19 protein-coding genes are annotated in these 22,018 nt (G+C 46.0%); 3 read left to right on the top strand and 16 right to left on the bottom strand.

The genetic code is table 11. The annotated features are described in order from the left end of the window. Nucleotides 1–13 precede the first annotated feature (13 nt). The 10 genes from M1K58_RS16485 to M1K58_RS16440 all read right to left on the bottom strand — a co-directional run bounded on the left by M1K58_RS16485 (nt 14) and on the right by M1K58_RS16440 (nt 12,396). Entirely contained in the window at nt 14–490 is a 477-nt protein-coding gene (locus tag M1K58_RS16485) for an acyl-CoA thioesterase (RefSeq protein WP_256759948.1), read from the bottom strand. A gap of 93 nt (nt 491–583) precedes the next feature. Further along, nucleotides 584–2,338, bottom strand: a complete 1,755-nt coding sequence (gene pyk, locus M1K58_RS16480; RefSeq protein ID WP_256759947.1) for a pyruvate kinase — start codon at nt 2,336–2,338, stop codon at nt 584–586. A 47-nt stretch (nt 2,339–2,385) separates the two neighbouring features. Further along, the gene (locus M1K58_RS16475) at nt 2,386–3,351 is read right to left on the bottom strand and encodes an acetyl-CoA carboxylase carboxyltransferase subunit alpha (protein WP_256759946.1); all 966 of its coding nucleotides are present in this window, start codon (nt 3,349–3,351) and stop codon (nt 2,386–2,388) included. Beyond that, nucleotides 3,341–4,207 (bottom strand): acetyl-CoA carboxylase, carboxyltransferase subunit beta, encoded by an 867-nt coding sequence (gene accD, locus M1K58_RS16470; RefSeq protein ID WP_256759945.1) that lies wholly within the window; start codon nt 4,205–4,207, stop codon nt 3,341–3,343. Before accD ends, M1K58_RS16475 begins: the two co-directional genes overlap by 11 nt. A gap of 56 nt (nt 4,208–4,263) precedes the next feature. Next, nucleotides 4,264–4,452 carry a glutamate decarboxylase gene (locus M1K58_RS16465; protein ID WP_256759944.1) on the bottom strand — a complete coding sequence of 63 codons (189 nt, stop codon included), beginning with the start codon at nt 4,450–4,452 and terminating at the stop codon, nt 4,264–4,266. A 161-nt stretch (nt 4,453–4,613) separates the two neighbouring features. Beyond that, nucleotides 4,614–5,705 carry a GerAB/ArcD/ProY family transporter gene (locus M1K58_RS16460; protein WP_256759943.1) on the bottom strand — a complete coding sequence of 364 codons (1,092 nt, stop codon included), beginning with the start codon at nt 5,703–5,705 and terminating at the stop codon, nt 4,614–4,616. Nucleotides 5,706–5,720: 15 nt separating this feature from the next. Continuing rightward, entirely contained in the window at nt 5,721–5,948 is a 228-nt protein-coding gene (locus M1K58_RS16455) for a hypothetical protein (protein ID WP_256759942.1), read from the bottom strand. Beyond that, nucleotides 5,945–7,153: a Ger(x)C family spore germination protein gene (locus M1K58_RS16450; RefSeq protein ID WP_256759941.1), complete on the bottom strand. Its 1,209-nt coding sequence runs from the start codon at nt 7,151–7,153 to the stop codon at nt 5,945–5,947. Before M1K58_RS16450 ends, M1K58_RS16455 begins: the two co-directional genes overlap by 4 nt. Then, a complete protein-coding gene (locus M1K58_RS16445; RefSeq protein WP_256759940.1) occupies nt 7,150–8,655 on the bottom strand; it encodes a spore germination protein in 1,506 nt (501 codons plus the stop codon). Before M1K58_RS16445 ends, M1K58_RS16450 begins: the two co-directional genes overlap by 4 nt. A gap of 162 nt (nt 8,656–8,817) precedes the next feature. Further along, the gene (locus M1K58_RS16440; RefSeq protein ID WP_256759939.1) at nt 8,818–12,396 is read right to left on the bottom strand and encodes a DNA polymerase III subunit alpha; all 3,579 of its coding nucleotides are present in this window, start codon (nt 12,394–12,396) and stop codon (nt 8,818–8,820) included. 114 nt (nt 12,397–12,510) lie between these two features. On the opposite strand from M1K58_RS16440, the gene M1K58_RS16435 reads away from it, so the two are divergent. The 3 genes from M1K58_RS16435 to M1K58_RS16425 all read left to right on the top strand — a co-directional run bounded on the left by M1K58_RS16435 (nt 12,511) and on the right by M1K58_RS16425 (nt 13,732). Continuing rightward, nucleotides 12,511–12,837, top strand: a complete 327-nt coding sequence (locus tag M1K58_RS16435) for a YtrH family sporulation protein (RefSeq protein WP_256759938.1) — start codon at nt 12,511–12,513, stop codon at nt 12,835–12,837. Between the two features lie 6 nt (nt 12,838–12,843). Continuing rightward, the gene (locus M1K58_RS16430; protein WP_256759937.1) at nt 12,844–13,341 is read left to right on the top strand and encodes a sporulation membrane protein YtrI; all 498 of its coding nucleotides are present in this window, start codon (nt 12,844–12,846) and stop codon (nt 13,339–13,341) included. 94 nt (nt 13,342–13,435) lie between these two features. Next, complete coding sequence (locus M1K58_RS16425) at nt 13,436–13,732, top strand: YtpI family protein (protein ID WP_256759936.1); 297 nt, start codon at nt 13,436–13,438, stop codon at nt 13,730–13,732. Nucleotides 13,733–13,736: 4 nt separating this feature from the next. Here the strand turns inward: M1K58_RS16425 and M1K58_RS16420 are convergent, their stop codons facing one another. The 6 genes from M1K58_RS16420 to M1K58_RS16395 all read right to left on the bottom strand — a co-directional run bounded on the left by M1K58_RS16420 (nt 13,737) and on the right by M1K58_RS16395 (nt 21,987). Continuing rightward, the gene (locus tag M1K58_RS16420; RefSeq protein ID WP_256759935.1) at nt 13,737–15,518 is read right to left on the bottom strand and encodes a glycoside hydrolase family 66 protein; all 1,782 of its coding nucleotides are present in this window, start codon (nt 15,516–15,518) and stop codon (nt 13,737–13,739) included. Then, nucleotides 15,515–16,342: a carbohydrate ABC transporter permease gene (locus M1K58_RS16415; RefSeq protein ID WP_256759934.1), complete on the bottom strand. Its 828-nt coding sequence runs from the start codon at nt 16,340–16,342 to the stop codon at nt 15,515–15,517. The genes M1K58_RS16420 and M1K58_RS16415 overlap by 4 nt, the downstream gene beginning before the upstream one ends. A 13-nt stretch (nt 16,343–16,355) precedes the next feature. Further along, nucleotides 16,356–17,252 carry a carbohydrate ABC transporter permease gene (locus M1K58_RS16410; RefSeq protein ID WP_256759933.1) on the bottom strand — a complete coding sequence of 299 codons (897 nt, stop codon included), beginning with the start codon at nt 17,250–17,252 and terminating at the stop codon, nt 16,356–16,358. Between the two features lie 88 nt (nt 17,253–17,340). Beyond that, a complete protein-coding gene (locus tag M1K58_RS16405) occupies nt 17,341–18,675 on the bottom strand; it encodes an extracellular solute-binding protein (protein ID WP_256759932.1) in 1,335 nt (444 codons plus the stop codon). 223 nt (nt 18,676–18,898) lie between these two features. Then, entirely contained in the window at nt 18,899–20,176 is a 1,278-nt protein-coding gene (locus tag M1K58_RS16400; protein ID WP_256759931.1) for an extracellular solute-binding protein, read from the bottom strand. Then, nucleotides 20,173–21,987, bottom strand: coding sequence for a sensor histidine kinase (locus M1K58_RS16395; RefSeq protein ID WP_256759930.1), 1,815 nt, complete (start codon nt 21,985–21,987; stop codon nt 20,173–20,175). Before M1K58_RS16395 ends, M1K58_RS16400 begins: the two co-directional genes overlap by 4 nt. Nucleotides 21,988–22,018: the final 31 nt, after the last annotated feature.

The raw sequence follows: 22,018 nt of genomic DNA, 5'->3' as shown, positions 1-22,018 counted from the left end.
CCTCCTACTCAAATCAGTTCGTTGAAGATGGACCTGCGAGTTGTACCATCTTATCATACCAGTCTGGAGCTTCTCGCGCGAAACGAACCGGCTTCCATTCCTTATTCACCCATACATGCCTAGTCCCGCCTTGCACAAGTAAAATCCCCGGCGGGATATCCCCTTCGTAGCTGTATCCCAAACTCTCCGTCAAATTACCGCTAATCACTCTTGAATCGAAACGAACGCGAACACTCGTCATCTCCGCCACTTGCGTGCATATCGTAATCCAATCATCATAAAGTGCTGGCTGTTTGAATGAAGCTTCCACGTCCGTGACCGGCAGCATCAAACCCCTAGCCTCCATCTCTTTGTACGTAATTCCCGCTTGCCGTACCCATTCCGTCCTTCCAATCTCAAACCAATTCAAATAATTCGCGTGGTAGACGACTCCCATCTGGTCTGTCTCCTGGTACCTTACCCGTAAGGGATGCATAAACCATTTTCCCATCCTATTCCCTCCATTCTCCTAATGAACAGATACAAAAATTCCCCACAGCAAAGCTGCAGGGAATTCCTTCTTATCCATCAGATGGTCTTATCATTACATTACTTTAGCTTGTCCTGAGTAGATAACGCCATGCTCGGCATAAAGCGTTACTTCCATGTCGTCTTCGATCAATTTAAGAGCATCGTTAACACCGATAATAACCGGAATACCTAGGTTAAGACCAACAACAGCAGTATGGCATGTAATGCCGCCACATTCAGTAATGACTGCCGCTGCTTTCTCGATAGCAGGCATATAATCTTTATCTGTCGATGGTGCAACCAAGATTGCTCCTGGAGTCATCTTACGAATGGCTTCTTCTGGGCTAGTCGCGATAACAACTTTACCCGTCGCGCTTTGTGAACCGATTCCTTGTCCTTGAGCGATCAACTCACCGACATTGTGAATCTTGATTAGGTTTGTCGTACCCGAACGACCAACCGGAACACCTGCAGTAATAATGATCGTATCGCCAAGACGAACAAGACCGGAGTCCATTGCGCCTTTAACAGCAATTTCGAACATTTCGTCTGTTGTTGTAGCAGTCACACCTTTAACAGGGTGGACACCCCATACAAGCTGCAAACGACGCAACACTTGATCGACTGGTGTTACCGCGATAATTTGGGATTTCGGTTTATATTTAGAGATCATACGCGCAGTATAACCGCTCTCGGTGGAAGTAACGATAGCTTTCGCTTCCAAATCCAATGCGGAATTAGCAACTGCTTGGCTGATTGCTTCTGTAACGGATGTTTGTTGAGCGTTCGCTTGTTTCGTGAAAATCTCGCGATAGTGAAGTGCTGATTCTGCACGTTCTGCGATACGAGCCATCGTTAGTACAGATTCCGTAGGGTATTTACCAGCAGCTGTCTCACCCGATAGCATGATCGCATCCGTACCGTCGAAAATCGCGTTCGCTACGTCTGAAGCTTCAGCGCGAGTTGGACGCGGATTACGTTGCATCGAATCAAGCATTTGCGTAGCGGTAATGACAGGCTTACCCGCACGATTACATTTTTCGATCATAAGCTTTTGTACAAGTGGGACTTCTTCAGCTGGAATTTCTACGCCGAGGTCACCACGTGCAACCATAAGTCCGTCAGAAACCTCAAGGATTTCATCCAGGTTATCAACACCTTGTTGATTCTCGATTTTAGAGATGATTTGGATGTGACGTGCATCGTAGCGTTCAAGAAGCTCACGAATCTCAAGCACATCGCTAGCGCGACGAACGAAAGAAGCGGCAATGAAATCTACGCCGACTTCGATACCGAATTTGATGTCGCCGATATCTTTTTCTGTAAGTCCAGGCATGGAGATCGCAACGCCAGGAACGTTAACGCCTTTTTTCGTTTTGATCTGACCATTGTTAACGATAAGACATTTGATTTCGGTACCTTGAATGTCAACAACCGTCAGACCGATCAAACCATCATCGATTAGAATTGTCGAACCGATTTCAACATCATCAGGCAATTCTTTATAAGTGATTGGAACGCGATTAATATCACCTAGAATTTCTTCCGTAGTCAAGGTGACATATTCCCCTTGAATAAGCTCCAAAGGCTCTTCTGCCAATTTACCTAGGCGGATTTCCGGACCTTTAGTATCGAGGAGAATCGCTACTGTTTTGTTCAATTCTTGGCAAGCTTGGCGAATTGTTTTGATACGATTGCCATGCTCTTCGAAATCTCCATGAGAGAAGTTCAGACGAGCAACGTTCATTCCTGCCTCAATTAATTTTTTCGTGTTTTCTAGTGATTCACTTGCCGGACCGATCGTACAAACAATTTTTGTTTTACGCATAATTTCATTTCCTCCGTTTATCCATCCATGATCTTATTTATAAAGAGCTATTCAAGCTCTGCGGTACCGAAACGTCCGACTTTACGGAACTTTTGGTACCGATCTTCCCGCAGTTGGTCTGGAGTCATCTCTAGCAATTGCTGTAAATGGCGCCATAATGCTTCTTTGATCCCATCCGCTTGCATCGCCTTATCACGATGAGCACCACCTTGCGGCTCAGAGATAATATCCTCGATAATGCCGAACTCTAGCAAGTCCTTCGCGGTGATCTTCATCGCTTCCGCTGCTTCGTCCGCCTTAGAGGCGTCCTTCCACAGAATAGAAGCGGCTCCGTTGGGTGAAATCGCCGAATAGATCGCATTTTCCAGCATCAGCACGCGGTTTCCAACGCCAAGCGCCAACGCGCCGCCGCTGCCGCCCTCTCCGATGACGACGCAGATGATCGGAACGCCGAAGTTTGCCATCTCCATTAGATTGCGGGCGATTGCTTCCGATTGGTTTCGTTCTTCGGCCGTATTGCCGGGATAAGCACCCTTTGTGTCGATGAACGTAATGATCGGGCGTCCGAACTTATTCGCTTGCTTCATGAAACGCAACGCCTTGCGGAAGCCCTCCGGATGGGGGCTTCCGAAAAACCGTTGAATGTTGTCCTTCGTATCCTTGCCGCGCTGATGACCGACTACCGTAACCGGTATGCCGTTCAGCTTGGCCAATCCTCCGACGATCGCCAAGTCATCGGCGAATACCCGGTCTCCGTGCAGCTCGATAAAATCTGAAAAGATCAAATTTATGTATTCAAGAGAAGTCGGACGTTGATGATGACGGGCCATGTTCATAATCTGCGGCGCGCTCATATTGTCATAAATCTCTACTTCAAGCTGCTTAAAACGTTCTTCAAGCCGACCGATTTCGTCCGTAAAATCAATTTCCTTCTCTTCTCCGAAATGTTTGAGCTCATCTATCTTCTTACGTAGTTCGGTGAGCGGCTTCTCAAAGGGTAGTTCACTGGACATCGACCGGCTCTCCTTTCCCAGCATGCATGTCAAGCAGCTTAGTTAGCAACGTTTTCATGTCCTTACGATGCACAACTTTATCCAATTGGCCATGCTTCATGTTAAATTCAGCCGTTTGGAAATTGTCGGGAAGCTTCTGACGAATCGTCTGCTCGATTACGATACGCCCTGCGAAACCAACAATCGCTCCTGGTTCAGCTAAAATAAAATCTCCGAGGCTGGCAAAACTCGCGGATACGCCACCTAGTGTAGGATCAGTAAATATGGAGATATATAACCCTCCCTGTTCATTGAACCTGGCAAGCGCTGCACTAGTTTTGGCCATCTGCATTAAGCTAAGAATACTCTCTTGCATTCTAGCTCCACCCGATGTCGAGAAAAGGATCAATGGCAATTGTTTCTCTGTTGCCAGCTCGATTGCCCGTGTGACCTTCTCACCGACAACAGAACCCATGCTTCCACTGAAAAAGTCAAAGCTCATCACTCCGATAACGACAGGAAATCCACCGATTTCGCCTTCTCCGGTAATGACAGCATCCTTTAATCCGGAATTAGCCTTCTGCTGCTCCAGCTTTGATTCGTATCCTGGAAACTTTAGTGGATCTTCGGCAATCATATTTTCATCAATCTCAAAAAGACGCCCCTCATCGAGCGTCATTGCGATGCGCTCCCAGGCGTTTAGACGGAAATGGTGCCCACAGCTAGAACAAACTTTCAAGTTCTTCTCCAGTTCTTTGCTGAACTGAATTTGTCCGCATTTCGGGCAACGATTCATTAGACCTTCTGGAATTTCCCTTTTGGTACGCTCCGAAGGAACGACGGCATATTTTTTCTTCTGAAATAAATCCTTAAACACAGCGACACCTCACAAGCAATAAATGACGACCGACAAGCTATGGGTATCGTTCTGAATTACGGGTGCAATATGCTACCTAGTACCTCTTGCACTTCCCGCACTTCGCCGGATGGGACCAATATTTCGTACTGCGGTTTGGTAAGGTTAATGGGGCGTACCTGTACGAGAAATCCTTCATCAGTTAGACGCTTCTGAATTCGTTCGGCGATCTTAGCGGTCGGTGCGATGTAGATGACCGTCCACATGAAGCGGTACCCCCAATTTCGTAGTCATACGATGGAATTGATAATTAAAGCAATAAAGAAATCATAGCACAGATGTCGCAAGACTAGCAACAAAACAACATCAGTTTCCCTATCAACCTATGCTCCTATTTACGTTTTACCTGCTGATTTAACATCACTACTCACGCTTGTTTCTTACCAAAAGATCGAAATACATCTACGAGTAAATAGAGCAACGGTATGGCACCAGCCGCCAAAATGAGGGTTATTTCTCCGTTCACAAATATTCGATTAAGCTCAGGAGTCGATTCAACTATGATCACAGACCAGATTGTGACTGCAGCAGTCATAGAAAAAGCGAAAGGCTTATGATCCTTCAATGCAAAGGATTGTGTTAAAGCGCTAATCGCTACAAATATAAACAAACTGATTTTAATAAATATACTCGTGATCCAAACCGCGATGAGTGCAGGATCAAAATGTGCAAGGAAAGAACGCGGGTTGGCATATCGCAGTAGTTCAAGCTCTGGATACGTTAAGTTGGCTGTCAAATCGGATCCGAAGATTAGAATTGTCGGAATCAGGTTCGCCAAAATGATAATGATAGAGGTGAGAGTTGCCCCTCCAATCGATTTCATTGTCTTCTTCTTGCTTGCAAAATAAGGGAAGAGAAAAGCAATGAAGGTTAACTCTCCAAATAGGGATGCCATAATATAGCCTCCACTCATGACTTGCCGGAGATCGAAATGAGTGATTAAAGCAATGGCCATGTCCTTATCGATTTGCTTATGAATAAAAAGAGGGACTAATAGGATAGACACGATGCTTAAAAAGAACATCCCTTGTGCAGCACGAAAAATGGTTTCAATCCCGGAGTGAACCGCATACACCAAACAAATCCCGAATAGCGTGGCAGCAGCCCAAATCGGGGTATTCGGTAAATACACTTGAATAATGAGATCCAATAATTGCCGCAAAATATAAGCTGCAAGGAACAAAAATACGAAGATCATAAAGAGGATCAGAGGGAAATGTAGCCACCTCCCCACGATGCCCTTTCCATATTCTCCTAAAAATCGATCGGGTCTTCTCATCGCTAACCGGAATGAACCGTATGTCATGGCAAGCCCTACAGCCGCGCCTAATAATATCGAGACCCAGGCATTATATTGTGACATTTGAATTAGGGGCGACATATGAAAGCCAATCGTGGTCGTAAACAAATATTGAGTAAATAACATATATACCTGTGATTGCGACACCTTCCCCTTCATACATCCCCCCTCCTTTCACTTCTCAACTCGCATGATCATCCGATCGATAGGACCAAACAATCGTTCAATCGCAATGGTGATTGTCCATTGCTCTCTCATATAAAATAAGAGCTCCAAGCCAAAAAACAGGATAACTGCCGTGCTGACTACAATGACATAAGTGCGCCGCTTGCGGTGCTTCTGTCGTAAGTATCGGACTTCGAGGTAAACGATACAGCCGAATAGAATGCCGATAACACTCATTTGTTACCCTCCCTATTCGGAAGGATTATTCGAGCAGGCTGTTGAGTCGTGCCCAAACGTTTAACCATAACGTCCGATTGGACCTCAATCTTTACACTGCTATAGAGATCACGCCATTGAGGCTTCATTTGCTTCCATTCCCGAGGATATTGCCAGTCCATGTATTTCCCAAACCCAAAAGCATCCGATTTGAATTGTTTCGTCTTCTCAATAGCCTGTGAGATCCTTTCCTCCACCTTAGCATTTAGGATTTGTTGTACGGTTTTCAGCTTTTCCAAATCAATAAGATCAATATCTGACTCCGACGATATCACTTCAGCTTCTGCTTTCACTCGAACAGTGAAGGTAAAGGCTTCACCTGACCTCCTTGGATTGATTCGGGTATGTAAATGATGAATAATTAAACTAATACTCTTTCCATCCGTTGGTGAATCAACCGAGATTTCAGAATCTGTTAGCTGACCAAGAATCCATAATCCTCCACGCATTTCTTTGGTGCTTAGTTGTCCTACCATCTTCCCCTGCTTAAAAATAGCTGCTCCACCTGTTCCCATCCAGATGGGTACTTTCTCCTTCTGCATCTCCGCTTGAGGCTTCTTAAATACCAGCATAGGGACGACAATATCGCCCCCAACGTAATTGGACTTTAAGAAGTCCGCAGCTGTCGTTGTAATGACTATGTTTTTTTCAACGAATGATGCCAAGATGTCGGTCGTAAATCTCTCAGACATAGGGACAACAGCAGTAATCTCTTTTGCCTTTCCTTGTGTGACAAACAGATCTACATTAATATGAATCGTTGGATCGCGAGCCAGAAAATCCAGGACTGAACTCATCCCCTCAGCAGCCAGCTCATGCCCAACCACGATGACGCGTACTTGCCCGAAGCTGATTTTCCGAGAGATGTCAGATTGAATCTTTCGATAAGCTTCACCAATATTCCTGGCTTTCTTGGCAATAAACATGTGTGCCTCCTTATTTCCTGTGCCCGAGCCTGCTCCCCCCACCATACCTGGAATTAATCGGTTCGTCAGCGGAATCGCTAGCGTCAATTCAATACCCTGCTCTGCTTTATCCAGAATTATCATATTTACAAAGAAGCGCTTATTGATTTCAACTGACGACCAACATCCTGATATCGCGAAAAAAGAAGCTAGAGCGAGCGTTAGGAGCAGACATCTACGTACAATGTAACCGAACTTCAATCCTGCTCCCCCTCTTTAGCTTGAGCCCATTTACGATTATCCGTTCCTTGCCTCTTCAGATTGTTACTTGCTACGCCCGGTCGTTTGTTCATTTTCCACCAAGGAGCTCTCCAGAAAACGTCCTTCAGGTCGCTTTTATTTAGGGGAGCAATCGGACTTAAATACGGTGTTCCGAAGGAACGCAAGTTGATCAAGTGTAAGTAAACCAATATCAAGCCACACGCAATTCCAAACAATCCAAATACGCCAGCTAATACCATGATCGGAAACCTGAGTAGCCTTAAAGCCAATCCAAGGTCGTAGTGGGGGACAATGAAAGAGGCAATCCCTGTTAACGACACAATAATAACCATAAACGCGGATACGATTCCCGCTTCAACCGCTGCAGTCCCAATAATAAGTGCTCCAATAATCGAGACCGCTTGACCAATCGCTTTTGGAATTCTCACCGCTGCCTCCCTTAGGGCTTCGAAGGCAATCTCCATCATAAAAGCTTCGATAAGTGCCGGAAGAGGCACCACTTCCCGTGAGGAAGCAATACTAATGAGTAAGCTAGGCGGAATCATCTCGGGATGAAATGTCGTGACAGCAATATAAGTCGAAGGCAGTAATAAGGAAATAAAGAGAAAAACATAGCGGATCCAACGAATCCAGGTTGCAGCGACATACCGTTGATAATAATCTTCCGCTGCTTGCAGTAGCATAAATAACGTAACTGGTGCCAGCAACGAAATCGGTGTTCCATCCACAAGGATAACTATCCTACCTTCTAATAACGAAGCTGCAACCACATCAGGCCGTTCCGTATATTGAAGCTGAGGAAAAGGAGAGTAAGGGGAATCCTCAATAAACTCCTCCAAATAACTACTCCCCAAAATGCTGTCGATCTGGATACTTGATAATCGCAATTTCACTTCGTCAATTAGCTCTTGCTTGCAAATTCCTTCAATGTAACCAATCACGACCTTTGTTTGCGTGACCTTCCCGATTCTCATCGCTTCAGTCTTGAAGGATTTGGTTTTGAGCAATCTGCGGACCATGGTCATATTAATCTCAATATTCTCTATGAAAGACTCGCGCGGTCCTCGTAAAACCGCCTCATTCGGCGCTTCCTCGATCGGTCTGTTCTCATAGGAGGTGATCGGAAAATCAATCATTCTCTTATCCCCATCTACTAAGAGCAGAACATGTCCATCCAGTATCGCGGTCAAGCCTATATGGATATCATGAATGACTTTCAACTCGACAACGGATAGCTGTTTCAGATCAAAGATTTGCGTACGAAAATGTAAAGCATCCGAAGCATCTAAGGATAAAATGCCACCAAGGATCTCTTCCTGAACGGTTTTCTGATCAATCATGCCTCGGAAATAAATAATCGCACATTGTTGATCAGGAGCTGCGGCGAATGGCTGAACCACTAAATCGGAGCTAGTAGCCAGTTGTTGATTTAACCAGTCAAGACGTTCATTGAGCTGCTCGGTTGCGTTTATTGTAGACATTTCGTTTTCCTTCCAATGAATGTTTTAGCACGATCATTACCACTCATTTTTTACAATTTGGAATTATTTAATCAAGATAGGCTTTAATATGAAAATACCCCACACTCCAGAGCGTCCATCGCTGGAACGAACTCTTTAGTGTGGGGTTATAGGAATTGGATTTCACTTAAGTCGGACGCTTCCCGTGCCTAGTAGCTTCTCTAGCTCGGTGATTAGTTCCGGTGCAGGGTTAACCTTGTATTCGTCGCTCAGTGCGACAGTTCGGCGTTCTCGCTCATAATGAAGAACGGTGACAAGCTCGCCAGGGTATGTCTTGAGAAGAAGCTTTAGTCGGATAAGGGTAGCTGGCTTCTCATGAGGAGCATCGATGCGAATATAGACTCGCTGTATGCTACTACTTTGCGGCGTTGGTGGCAATGTAGGAGGCGACGGTTCCTTTAACGTTGAGGCTCCAGCCCCTGTCCGACTAGCATAGCCTCCACTAGAACGAGTCGTTTGGCCCAAGCGACGAAGTCGCTCCACTTGTAGCTTTAAGTCAGTCGCATCGAGCGGCAAAATATCGTCCGCAAGCAGCTTGTAATCCTCGTCCCCTTGCTGAACCTTAGCCCGAACGAAAACTAATGAGCCTTTCTTAGCGATAGCTGCTGCCTTTGCCCACACTGTCGGGAATGCGACTAGCTCCGTCCCCATAATTCGATCCTCAATCTCCAGAAAAGCCATTGATTGTCCTTTACGCGTGACGAAAGGCTTAAGGGATACGACCATCCCTGCTGTGAATACGGTCGCTCCTTCTACTGCATCAGCAATATCGACTAGTCTATCCAGCCTCAATTCGTCCATCAGCTCATCGAAAGCATCGAGTGGATGACCGGACAAGTAGAGCCCCATTAGCTCCCTTTCAAGCTCTAGCATCTGGGTCTGCGTGTACGGAGGCACGGTCGGCAAGTCCACATTCCAATTCGGTGATTCCGCGAAGTCGAATAGCTCGATCTGTAGCTCTTCTCTCTCCTTGCGCCATATCGCTGCAGCCGCAAGCGTTGGCTCCAATGCAGCAAGCTGCTGAGAACGGTGTCCTGGCATCGATTCCAGCGCCCCCGCCTGCACAAGGGATTCAATGACCCGCTTGTTACATACTCGTGGATCAACTCGTCTACAGAAATCACTCAAGCTCTCGAAGGGACTCCCTTGCCGTTCCCGTAACACGCTATCGATCGCTTGCGTACCTACGTTCTTTACGCCAGCAAGACCGAAACGTATAGCACCCGGGATCCCCTCGCTAGCAACCTGAATGGGAGTAAATAATACCCCGCTCTCGTTAACATCCGGCTTCATTACCGCTATTCCCATCCGTCGGCACTCGTCCACGTATTCCGCTGTTTTACGTTGGTTACCGACAACTGCCGTAAGCATCGAAGCCATGAAAGCTACCGGATAATGCGCTTTGAGATATGCCGTTTGGAAGGCCAATACCGCATAAGCTGCAGCATGCGCCCGACAAAAGCCATAATCAGCGAACCGCACGATCAGGTCATACACGCTATTCGCTTCTTCTTCTGAATAACCTTGCATCAAGCTCCCCGCAACGAAAAACTTCCGTTGCTCATCAAGCACTTCCCGTTTCTTCTTACTCACTGCTCGCCGTAATAGATCAGCTTGTCCTAACGTAAAACCTGCCATTGTGGATGCGATCTGCATGATCTGCTCCTGATAGACGATAATCCCGTACGTATCGGATAAAATCGGCTCGAGGTTACTGTGCGGATATTCCACTTCAACCAAGCCGTGCTTTGCCCGAATGAATTGCGGGATAAACTCCATCGGTCCTGGCCGATATAACGCAACAGCTGAGACGATATCTTCGAACGAGGACGGCTTCAGCTCCTTGAGCACCCGCCGCATACCCGAAGACTCTAGCTGGAATATCCCAGTCGTATCTCCTCGTCCCATCAGCTCATAGGTCGCGCTGTCTTCGTAAGACACTTCCTCCCAACGAAGACCACTTCCAGTCTGTTCCTTAATCGTGGCTAACGAACGTTCAATAATAGACAATGTGCGTAATCCAAGAAAGTCCATCTTGAGTAGCCCTACGGCTTCTAGATTTTCCATGGAATATTGAGTTAAAGGTACACCATCCGTCCCTTCCTGCAAGGGGACGTAATCTGTAAGCGGGTCGGATGAAATGACAACACCAGCAGCATGTGTAGACGCATGCCGAGGCATGCCCTCAACCCTTCTAGCCATGGCAATAAGCTCAGCTGCTCCAGATGTGCCTTCCGCTAACGCTTTGAACTCTGAGCTTTCCCTCATCGCCCGTTCGATCGACATTCCTGGCATTCCTGGAATAAGCTTAGCAGTCTTGTCCACTTCCCCGTAAGGTAGGTTCATCACTCTACCCACGTCACGAATCGCTGCGCGTGCCGCGAGTGTTCCGAACGTAATGATCTGCGCGACATGCTCTGAGCCATACTTCTCTACAACATAACGGATGACCTCATCTCGACGCTCATCGCTGAAATCGATATCGATATCGGGCATGCTCACCCGCTCCGGATTCAGAAACCGTTCGAACAAAAGCTTATGCTTAAGGGGATCAACATCAGTTATTTTCAACACATAGGCGACTAAGCTCCCCGCAGCTGACCCCCGTCCAGGTCCGGTAACGATACTGTTCTCATGAGCAAAGCGAATAAAGTCCCAGACGATGAGAAAATAATCGTTGAACCCCATCTGTCCGATAACCTGAAGCTCATATTGAAGCCGATCCTCTGCGGCTTGACGGAAACGATCATCTTGCCACTCCAGAAGCCCTGCAAATCGTTCCTGTAAACCCTTATCGCATAGCTCACTCAAATATTGCGCGGCTGAGCTTTTCTCGGGTAAGGGTGAGAATGACGGCAAGATATGCTTTCCAAATTCAAGCTCTAGTTTGCAGCTGTCGGCGATTTTCACCGTATTCGCAATCGCCTCAGGCACATGGCGGAACAAGGCGGCCATCTCTTCTCCGCTCTTCAGGAACAACTGGTTCGTAGAAATCTTAAACCGATCTGGATCGTCAACCGTCTTGCCGGTTCCAATACATAGAAGCACATCTTGTAAGGAATGATCATCCTCGCAAATGTAATGCGAATCATTCGTTGCTGCTAGTGGGATTCCTAGCTCTTCCGACAGTTGAATAACGCTTGCTGTAATCTTCTTCTGTTCCAGAATGCCGTGATCCTGAATTTCCAAATAATAGTCCGCACCGAACAAATCACGATACCGTGTAGCCGTCGCCTTCGCCTCGACATAATTGTCATCCATAAGCTGACGGGATAATTCACTACTCATACATCCACTTAAGCAGATGAGCCCCTCTGAATGAGCCGTTAAAGACTCAAAATCAATTCGGGGACGATAATAGAACCCTTCCAAATGTCCAATTGAGGTTAGCTTCATTAAGTTTCGATAGCCTGTCTCATTTTTGGCAAGCAACGTCAAATGGTAGGTAGGTTGCTCCTTGCGAGATTGCTTATCGTGACGGGACCCTGCAGTAATATAAGCTTCCATTCCAATAATCGGTTTAATCCCGTGCTCCAGGCACGCTTTATAGAAAGGAATAGCACCATACATGACACCGTGATCCGTAAGGGCAAGCGATGTCATGCCAAGCTCCGCCGCTTTAGCTGCCATCTCCTTAATGCGAGCTGCGCCGTCTAGCAGGCTGTATTCACTATGAACATGAAGATGAACGAAGTCGCACATGGTTATCCCTTCTTTTCCGCTAAAACTCTCTTTTATTAATTGTATCATAAGGGGATATGCCAGTCCCATAGATATGATAGTGAAGCGAACAAATCGCACAGTGGGGGAATGAAGATGGACGAATTTTATACGAAGGCGGCTTTTTGCTTCTTCATCGCATTTGGTGTCGTGCTCGGCGGTGCACTGCTGGCAGGTATGGGTTCGGTATTCCTCATGACCCCACCTAAAGTGAAAATGCTTCAGGTCGCAGGCAACCTGAAGATATGGGCGCTAGTCGCTGCGGTTGGCGGAACCATCGACCCGATTCGGGTCATTGAGTCGCATATCTTAGAAGGCGTTCTATCCCCTGCCATTCAACAAATTGGTTACATTCTATTTGCTTTCTTAGGCGCTCATATGGGTACGGAGCTGATCCAATGGATGTGTCGAAACGGAGGTTGAGTTACGATGCGATTGCCTTCATTCCAACGATTTCAGAAGTTTATGCAGCTGACTGCTTTTTTTGTATGCGGAATGATCGTAGGTAGCGCTGTCTATCACGCTTTAGAAAATAACATCGTGAATCAGGTCATTCTTGAGAACTATAAGCTCCAAGATCAAATCGAGACTGTGAAAAAGGACTTAGAGCTTGCCCAGCAAGTACGCAAAGAGAACGTCATTAGTAGTATCGTAACAATCTTCTATTATAAACAAGGAGAATCCGAGAATATCGACATTTTGACGGAAAAGGAACTGAAGAAGAGGCTTAAGAAGGATTTAAACACGTTCTTAGGACAAAGCATTTATTTGATCAACACGGATGCCGAGTTTGCGAGAAAGCTTCTGGAAACGAAAATCTATGACCGTATCGAGGGCAAAGATTATACAGTCACATTAAGAACAATGCTTGTCGTCGACGGCGTGCTTCAGGTTTGGGTGGAAGCCAAAAATCATCTGCGAAAGTAAGAGAAACGCAAGCTCCTCCGAGCGAGCGCGTCCCCCTTCATTTATGGTACAATAAGTGGCATTATGAACTTTACAGAAGGAGCTGCTTATTGGCATGATTAATACACTGCTATGGATATTCGGCGCCCTAGTTATCGTAACCTGCTGTCTATCGGCCCTGAATAGCTTTCGCTCCCGCCGCTCAAGTGACGGTAAGTTACGCGGATTGTACGCCTCGCGAATGAACATTAGTATGGGGCTGATGCTGATTTTCGCTGCAGGTATCCTGTTGATCGTATTCACGGGTTCAACCGTAAAGATTATTGTTGGCGCCTTATTTTTCTTACTCGGTTTGTTTAACCTGTTCGCTGGTATTCGCAATCACTCGCATTTCACTCGTCTACTACGTTAAATTCTCATTTCTCATCACTCAAGACCGAATTCACATTCGAGTAGAACGTAGCCGCTGGAACGCCTTGCTTGAGCTTCATAACGACCATCGTCCAACAACTCACATGCGGAAGGGTAAATTGCGCATACATGCCGCACCCTTCCTCCTTCGGAACCACCTCGTAGTTAAGCCTCGTCGGCTTAATGGTATCCTCGTCCGGGGTTGCCCAGAAGACGCTCTCGATTTCTTCCCAATATTCCACTTTAATTTCTACATCTGACACCAAAGACGGTAACTGCGTTTGTGCTTGATGCCAGCAGTTATGACTAAGCTCAACTAAGTTAATGAGATGAACAATGAGATAACCTGGCTTCTCCTTAATGATTGTCCAGATTGTCCCTTGCTCTCCATGCGGAGAGCAAGTAACCCCCTCCTTAGCAAACACCACTTCTGTATTAATGCCACAGGAATAAGCCATAGAAACATCATCTAGCGCAAGATCATAGAGCAGATTACGGTACATCACGATAAAATTATAGTATTTCGTCATTGTGACCTTAAACCGATCCGACATTGTTCCATACTTCGGGAAATACGAATCTGCCAGTAGCTTGTTATGTTCACCCAATAAGATCTGATAGCCTCCGCTCGCAAAAATAGTTGCAAGAGTGAATATCGCACCTATTTCTGCATGCTCGGACTCACTTGGATGATCGGGATGAAATGCAGGCAAATAAGCAGCCAGAACGACCTGCTTGCCAGACCATTTTCTTGCTTCATCAATTATTCTCTTAAGATCACAAAACCGATATGCGGGGTCCCATACCTCGATATACATGACATCTTGACTGGACGTAGCCGTTGTATGCGTCGGATAATGGCTCACATTATTGAAAACAACCCCAACCTGATCCTCACCGAATTGTTTCGTCACAGCTTCTCGTACAAGATCGATGAACCGTGGGTATAGCTCCTTTAGCGCGACAACATCCGTATGCTCCCCTTTTCGACGAATCGCCTTTTTCGGGAAACCGTACTGATCAAGTTGAAGCCCGTCGAAGCCCATCCCTTCAACCGCTTTCACAAACTGGTCAATAATATGCTTCGTCCAATCCGAACGCTCGGAAATATCCATGATGTAGAAATATTTACCCAAAGAATACGGCTCGCCGTCATTTTGATAGAGTAGCTGATCTGGGTGATTCTCCGCATAGTCAGGTAAACTTCCATACACTGCTGCATAAGCCATTGAAGCAATTCCATGCTCACGCAGAGCCAATATTTTCTCCTTTACTACGGCAAAAGAAATAGACCTACCAAGCGGATCGACGAATATGTCCTCATCTGCCAGTAAACGGTCATGCCGATACATCCAATCATAAAATTGAACAAGGTTAATATGATGCCGATTCATGAAGGTCACATCTTCCAGTTGTCCGGCTTCCTCCGGTTCAAAGTCAGTTAGAAAGCCATAACGCGGTGCTTCGCGCCAATGCTCCGCAACGTCGAATGCCGTTTCCGCTCTGACGACCGACCCATTATCCATCGTTAACATGACGAATAAACCATAAGCCCCAGAGCCCTCGGATATTGGCGACAATTCGATCAAGGCTTCCGATTCAAGATCATTCCTCCGCTGTAACCTACCTGCCCCCTCGCGAATAAGCCGATGTTCTTCATAGACAACCCAGCGATAGCATACCTCTTCATGCACCGGTTCACCGCAGAGCCGTACTTGTACCGCTATCGATTCACCTGGTCTAAATTGGGCTTTGGTGGGGATGGCTTCTAGCGTATGATTTCTCACCCTTTCACTCCTCCTTCCGACAGATCAGGCTGCACAAACTGTTTTTGAAAAACAAAGAAGATGATGAGGATCGGGACGATCGCAATAATGGATGCAGCGAAAAATTTGCCGTAATGCGTAGCATACTGCCCTCTGAATAATTGCAGGGCAATAGGCAATGTCCGGTGTGCTTCTGTCTTGATGAGGGTCAATGCCACAACAAACTCATCCCATGTCCCCGAGAAGGAGAATATGGCTAATGTCCCCAATGCAGGTAACGAAAGCGGCAAATAAATCGCTCGGAAAATTGTCCACCTACCACCACCATCGATAACTATGGACTCCTCCAGCTCCTGCGGAATCCTCTCAAAGAAGCCTCGCAGGAAGAAGGCTCCTCCAACGACACCAGAACCGATATATAACAGGATTAGACCGCTATACGTATCGACCAATGCGAGCCCTTTAATGACGAGAAACTGCGGAATAATGTTGAGAATGCCAGGAACAAACATCGAGAAGATGAAAATTTTGAAAATGAGTTCCTTTCCTGGGAAAAGAAAGCGAGCAAAGGCGTACGCCGTAATTGCTGTCAGAGAAATAGATAATACTGTCGTCACTGAGGCGATAAAGAAGCTATTGAGAAAATATTGTTGAAAATGGTTCAGGTTCCATACCATTTCGTAGTTAGCGAAGCTCTTGGTAGCTGTCAGCAATTTCTCAGGCTTAGGTAACTCATATATTTCTAGAAACAATGAGGTCAAAACCATATACACAAATGGGGTTATGACGATGACGATTCCAGACAGCAGCAGCAAATAAGCAATTGATCTAGTCAGCAGCTTCATCTTGTATTCTCCTTTAGTACTCTACTTTTTCCTGTCCGAGATTGCGCTGGAACCCCCAAGTGAAGGCCAAGATCAGCAGACCAAGAATCAATCCTAAAGCCGAAGCATATCCGAAATCCAGAAACTTAAAGGCATGCTTGAACAGATAGCTAGTGAATACTTCCGTCGAACCAAGAGGTCCCCCGTCAGTAATTAAATACACCTGAATAAAAACGTTAAATGATCCGATAATGAGGTTTACAAGTACGAAGAGTGTCATCGGCTTCATTAGAGGCAGCGTAATATGGATAAAGTTCTGAACGCTCTTAGCCCCATCAATCTCTGCAGCTTCGTATAAGGATTTGGGAATGGATTGAAGTGCGGCCAAATATAACACCATCACATAGCCAACACCCTTCCAGATGCTGAGCAACCAGATCACTGCGCTTGCCGTCCACGTATGAGAGAGCCAATTAATCGGACTCGACACCAGATGCAATTTCTCCACTAATAAATAATTGATTAAACCGCCCGCTCCATCCGCGAACAAGTATTTGAACAAATACGCAACAACAACCCAAGATGTAATAACGGGAATGTAGTACACAAGACGGAAAACGACCTTAAACCGAAGAAATCGTAAATTGATTAACATTGCCGCCACGATCCCGAACAACCATTGTCCTGGTACCGTCACTAAGGAGAAAATCAACGTATTACGCAATGCCAAATAAAATTTCGGATCGTGGAATGCCTTCACATAGTTATCTAGCCCAATAAAACGACTATCAGCGGGATGCAAGAGTGCATAATCAAAGAAGCTCATGTACACCCCGCGCAGGATCGGATAAAAGACGAACACGATCGTAAGCACGAATCCAGCTAATAAATAGGGCGACACTTCCACATATTGCTTCAATGCCTTCTTCACGCGAACACTCCTTTGAAACTTTCTGATCCTCAGAACTAAGACCAGCCGCCGCGTATGCGACGGCTGTCACACCATAGATCATCTGGTGCTAGAGGTTTTTCTGCTTCAGCAGGACATCAATTTCCTTGGCCGCTTGATCTAGCGCCTCTTTGACAGGACTGGCCTTACGAATGATTTTCTCGAAAGCATCTCCGATCAACACTTCGATTTGTCCCCACTGAGCAGAAGGTGTCCTAGCAAACGCGGTTTCCAATTCCGCCACGTATGCCGGCAAATAATAAACGCCTTGTAATTGCTCGGACTTAGCGGATTTCATATTCGTTGGCATGACCCCCGCTTTAACCGCCATTAGCGTTTGAATTTCTTCAGACAGCATGAATTGGGTGAACGTCCACGCCTCATCCGGATTTTTGGCCCCCGCGAACATGACCATATCCTGCCCACCGACAATGGAGTGACTTTCGCCATCCGGTCCATAAGGCATCTTGGCAGGTATCATTACGTCCTTGACCGCCTCACCTTTTATTCCAAAAAACCACGGTCCGTCATTAATGCTCACGTATTTACCCTGCTCAAGCCCTTCCCACGTTCCTGGCTCTCCTCCTAATATCGGCGGAGAAATTAAGCCTTCATCGTACCAAGATAGAACGGTTTCCATTGCCTTCACACTTGCCTCGCTGTTAAAGAAGCCTTCTGCATTCTGGAACGTATCATCTGTAATCCGTCCACCTAGAGTCCAGAACCACGGTAGCATATCCCAGTTGTTCGTACCCCCTATCGTGATTAGGGTTTTTTCTGCTGCTTTAGCTTTTCTTGCCAGCTCCACGAATTCATCGATCGTCCGTGGAGGCTCCGTAGTGCCAAGTGCATTCATTTCAGCCTTGTTATAGATATTGACCTTCGTATTTGTATCTAAAGGAACACCATAATACTGACCATCGTAATAATTGGTTTGCATCGGCCCAGGGAACAGCTCAGCTTTGATCGTATCGAACTCAAACATCTTATCGAGCGGGAGCAAAGCCTTCTGATCCGCAAATTCAGCAACCCAGATTAAGTCCATACGCATAACGTCTGGTGCCACTCCGCCAACAACCGCCGTGATTACCTGTTGCTTCAGGTTTTCAGTAGGCATTCTCGTCGGATTAATTTTGATATTGGGGTATTTCTCCGTAAATGAAGGAATGACTTCGTCCAGTAGTACTTTCTCTTCACCTTCACCGTACGCGTGCCAGAATTCAATTGTCACCTGCTTGGCTGGCTCCGGCTCCGGCTCGGTGCTGGACTTTGAAGGAGAAGCGGAAGGCTTCGTCGTTGTCGTCTCGGCCGCATTGCCATTGGAGTTGGAGTTGCTACAGGCCGTGAAGAAAACGGTTACAATTAACAAGAAAATAAATAATCTTGGTGCCCATGAGTTTTTCAATCGGCTTTCCCCCTTAAGGTTTGCGCTGCAAGCGGTAGTTGTGCATGCGCGATAGATGATTTATCAACGCTGATTTTACAGGAGGAATAGTCATTTCCCGATAACCCGATTTACGGGTTTGGTATCTCTTTTACCCGAAACAACAATGGGTTGTTCGGTTAGCTGCACAGAGGTCGCATTTGTTCCGGTATTCGCCGAAAAAAAACGACCCTCCAGAGGAGAGTCATTGATTCATAAGCAATTTGTCAATTTCTACAACTGCCTCACGCACAGCGTCTTCTAAAGGTAATTCCTCGGTTAAGATTTGCTCAATCATCCGAGCATAGCTGTTATCAATATCTGTCCAGGTCGATACCGGAGGACGGGGCTGGGCACGATCTAATTGCTGCAGATAAGAAGTAAACAATGGATTTTGATTCGCATCCTGCATGTGCTTAATCGTAGGAATCAATCCGGTTTCAGCCATGAGCTGCTGAGGCTCCTCCGACACCATCCATTTCATAAATTCCCAAGATTCCTGCACGTGCTTCGAATTCTTAAATAATACCAGGTTCTCCCCCCCAATGATGGATGTTCCGGTATGGACATCATCAGGAAACAATCCAATGACCATATCGTTTAGTAAATCCTTATTCGCACCAATGGAATTTACAGTATAGAACCAATGTGCCTCCTCAATCATGAGGATTTTTCCCTGCAATACGCCGTCCCAGCTTCCTGGCTCCCCTCCCGTAATGGAAGGACTAATCACCCCATCGCGATACAACCTCTGGATCTTGGCGATTGCAGCCAGACTATCCGGATGATCCAGATATCCGCTAGCGCGCGTATAGTTATCATCCATAAGCTTGCCGCCGAAGGTCCAGAAATAAGGGAGCGTCCCCCATCCGCTGGAGCAGCAAATTCCAATGCCCTTGATGTCTTTATTTTTCTCATGCAGACGATCTAAAGCGCGTATAAGCTCATCAAATGTGTTCGGTGGATGGGTCAAACCAGCTTCCTTAAGCAGCCGTTTATTATAGATCGCTACTTTCGTGTTGGCATTCACGGGAAGACCATAATACTTGTTACGGTATAGATTTGTTTTGATCAATGCGCCTATGAAGCTATCACGGATATCGGAAAATCCATTCATTTCTGATAGATCCGCGAGCGATCCATTTCTAGCGAACTCGGGAACCCATATGATGTCCATACGCATCATATCGGGCTGCTTATTATCCGCCACCGATGCAAAGATATGATCCTTCAGCTGCGGTGTGTAATCCTTGCGGACGGCTTGAATCTTAATTCTAGGATGAGTCGATTCAAACAAGGGGATCACCTTGTTCTCGAACACCTCCGTTTCCATATCGCTATAGGTGTGCCAAATTTGTAATGTGATCTTCGAGTCAGCCTTTGTGTCAGACTTTGCAGCCTCATCGCCGTTAGTCAACAGGGTCGTTTTTGTACAGGAGCTCGCAAGTAGAATAACTAGTAGAAGCACGATTAATTTCTTCATCGTTGCATCGGCTCCTTCATCACTAATTTCATCCTCACTTTCGTACCTGCACCCCATTCGCTCTCTAATGTTACCCCGCTTTGCAGACCATAATAGAGCTGGATCATTTCATGTACGTGGTTTAAGCCAATACCGAACATCCCTGACTTCGGATCCGGAGAGGATTGCAATAAGCTGTTTATCTTATCCGGTGGAATACCTAATCCATCGTCTTCAATCGAGATTTCCAATGTATGCAGCGGATATTCCTTCAGTTGGATACGCAAATGAATTTCACCCCCATTTTCCTTTGGAGAAATGCCGTGAAAGATTGCATTTTCCACGATAGGCTGCATGAGCATTCGCGGAATTTTCATCTCAAGCAGGCCTTCGTCACAATGCACAAATAGTCTAATGTGGGAACCGTAACGAAACTGCTGGATGGTGATGTATTTATCAAGAAGAGATAATTCGTCTCCAATTGTGCTGAAGACCCCTTTCTTCTCCATACTCGCCTCCATTAGCTTGACGAGAGAAGAAATACCTTCGTAGGCTTCCTCACTCTTACCGAACTTCACCATCCAGCGAATGCTAGACAGCGTGTTATATAGAAAATGGGGGTTGATCTGGTGGCGAAGCGCTCTTATCTCTGCTTCTCTTTTCTGTGACTCTTCGATATTTACTCGTTCGATAAGCGTTTCAATTTCCCCAGCCATCTTGTTGAAACGGTGACTCAGCTGCCCAATCTCATCCTGTGAACGGACATGAGTACGAGCCTTGAAGTTACTTTTCTCGATCTGACTCATCTGTCTCATGAGATGCTTCAAGGGAGAGGTGATGCGACTGGAAAAGAGCCAACCAATCAGAATTGCGACGATGAGGAACAAAGTGGAGTAAAGCCATATTTTATTTTGAATTTGCTGGATATCACTCACGACCTCTTGCAAGGGGACGGTACCGACGATTATCCACTCATTGTCTATTTTCCTTGCGATGACATAGCTTCGTACCCCCGCAATATCTGTTTCAAATTCCTGCTCCTCGGAACCCGAGGCAGATAATAAGCGATTACGCATCGAATCAGCAATAGGCCGATCCCAATTGTCCGACTCGGAATCCATCATGATGTTACCTTCGGGATTGATGACGAAAAATGTCCCGGTTTTCCCGAGCTTTATTCTTTGAATGGCCTCTAGCAATAGATTCCCGTTCATATTAATCATAATTACACCTAACGTTTCCCGTGTCTCAAGATTTCGCAGAGGCTTGACTAGAGTAAGCACGAGCTCCGTATTTTCCCCGCCCCCACTGAAGGGGTCGTAATGCAAGGCTTGCCAGTAATTTCCTACTCGATCATTTACAACGTCCATATACCACTTATGTTCATTTAATGTATATCGTTTAACTTTGGAGAAATTCAGTAATCCACTCCCCCAGCTACTTCCCTCTTCCTTCAATAGATAGATGCTACGTATGAATGAGCTCGTATACATAATGTTGTTCAGAATTTGATTCACCGTTTCGTTCATCGCGAACTTCTGCTTAACACCTAGATTACCCCTTAACTCTGCTTGGATCGCTTCCTGTATTTTCGCATCCAGGAAAATTTGCTGTCCGATATCGTTGCCTACCCTCAGAATCAATGACAAATAATCGGCTGATTGTTTGGCCGATTGTTTCGTAGATATTCGTACGTTTTTGGCAATAATCGCGGATGAAGACCAGTAGTAGAACGAGCTTGTTAATGATATGGAAAAAACGAGCAACAGTAATATCGTCATAATTAATTTCACGGACAAATGACGGAAAAATAACGTTCGGATATTCCTCATGTTATTCGCTCACCGCACAATCCAAATAATA

Origin of the sequence: Cohnella sp. WQ 127256 (assembly GCF_024519285.1) — a bacterium.
GTDB lineage: Bacteria > Bacillota > Bacilli > Paenibacillales > Paenibacillaceae > Cohnella.
This window is presented reverse-complemented; position numbering and strand designations above follow the sequence as displayed.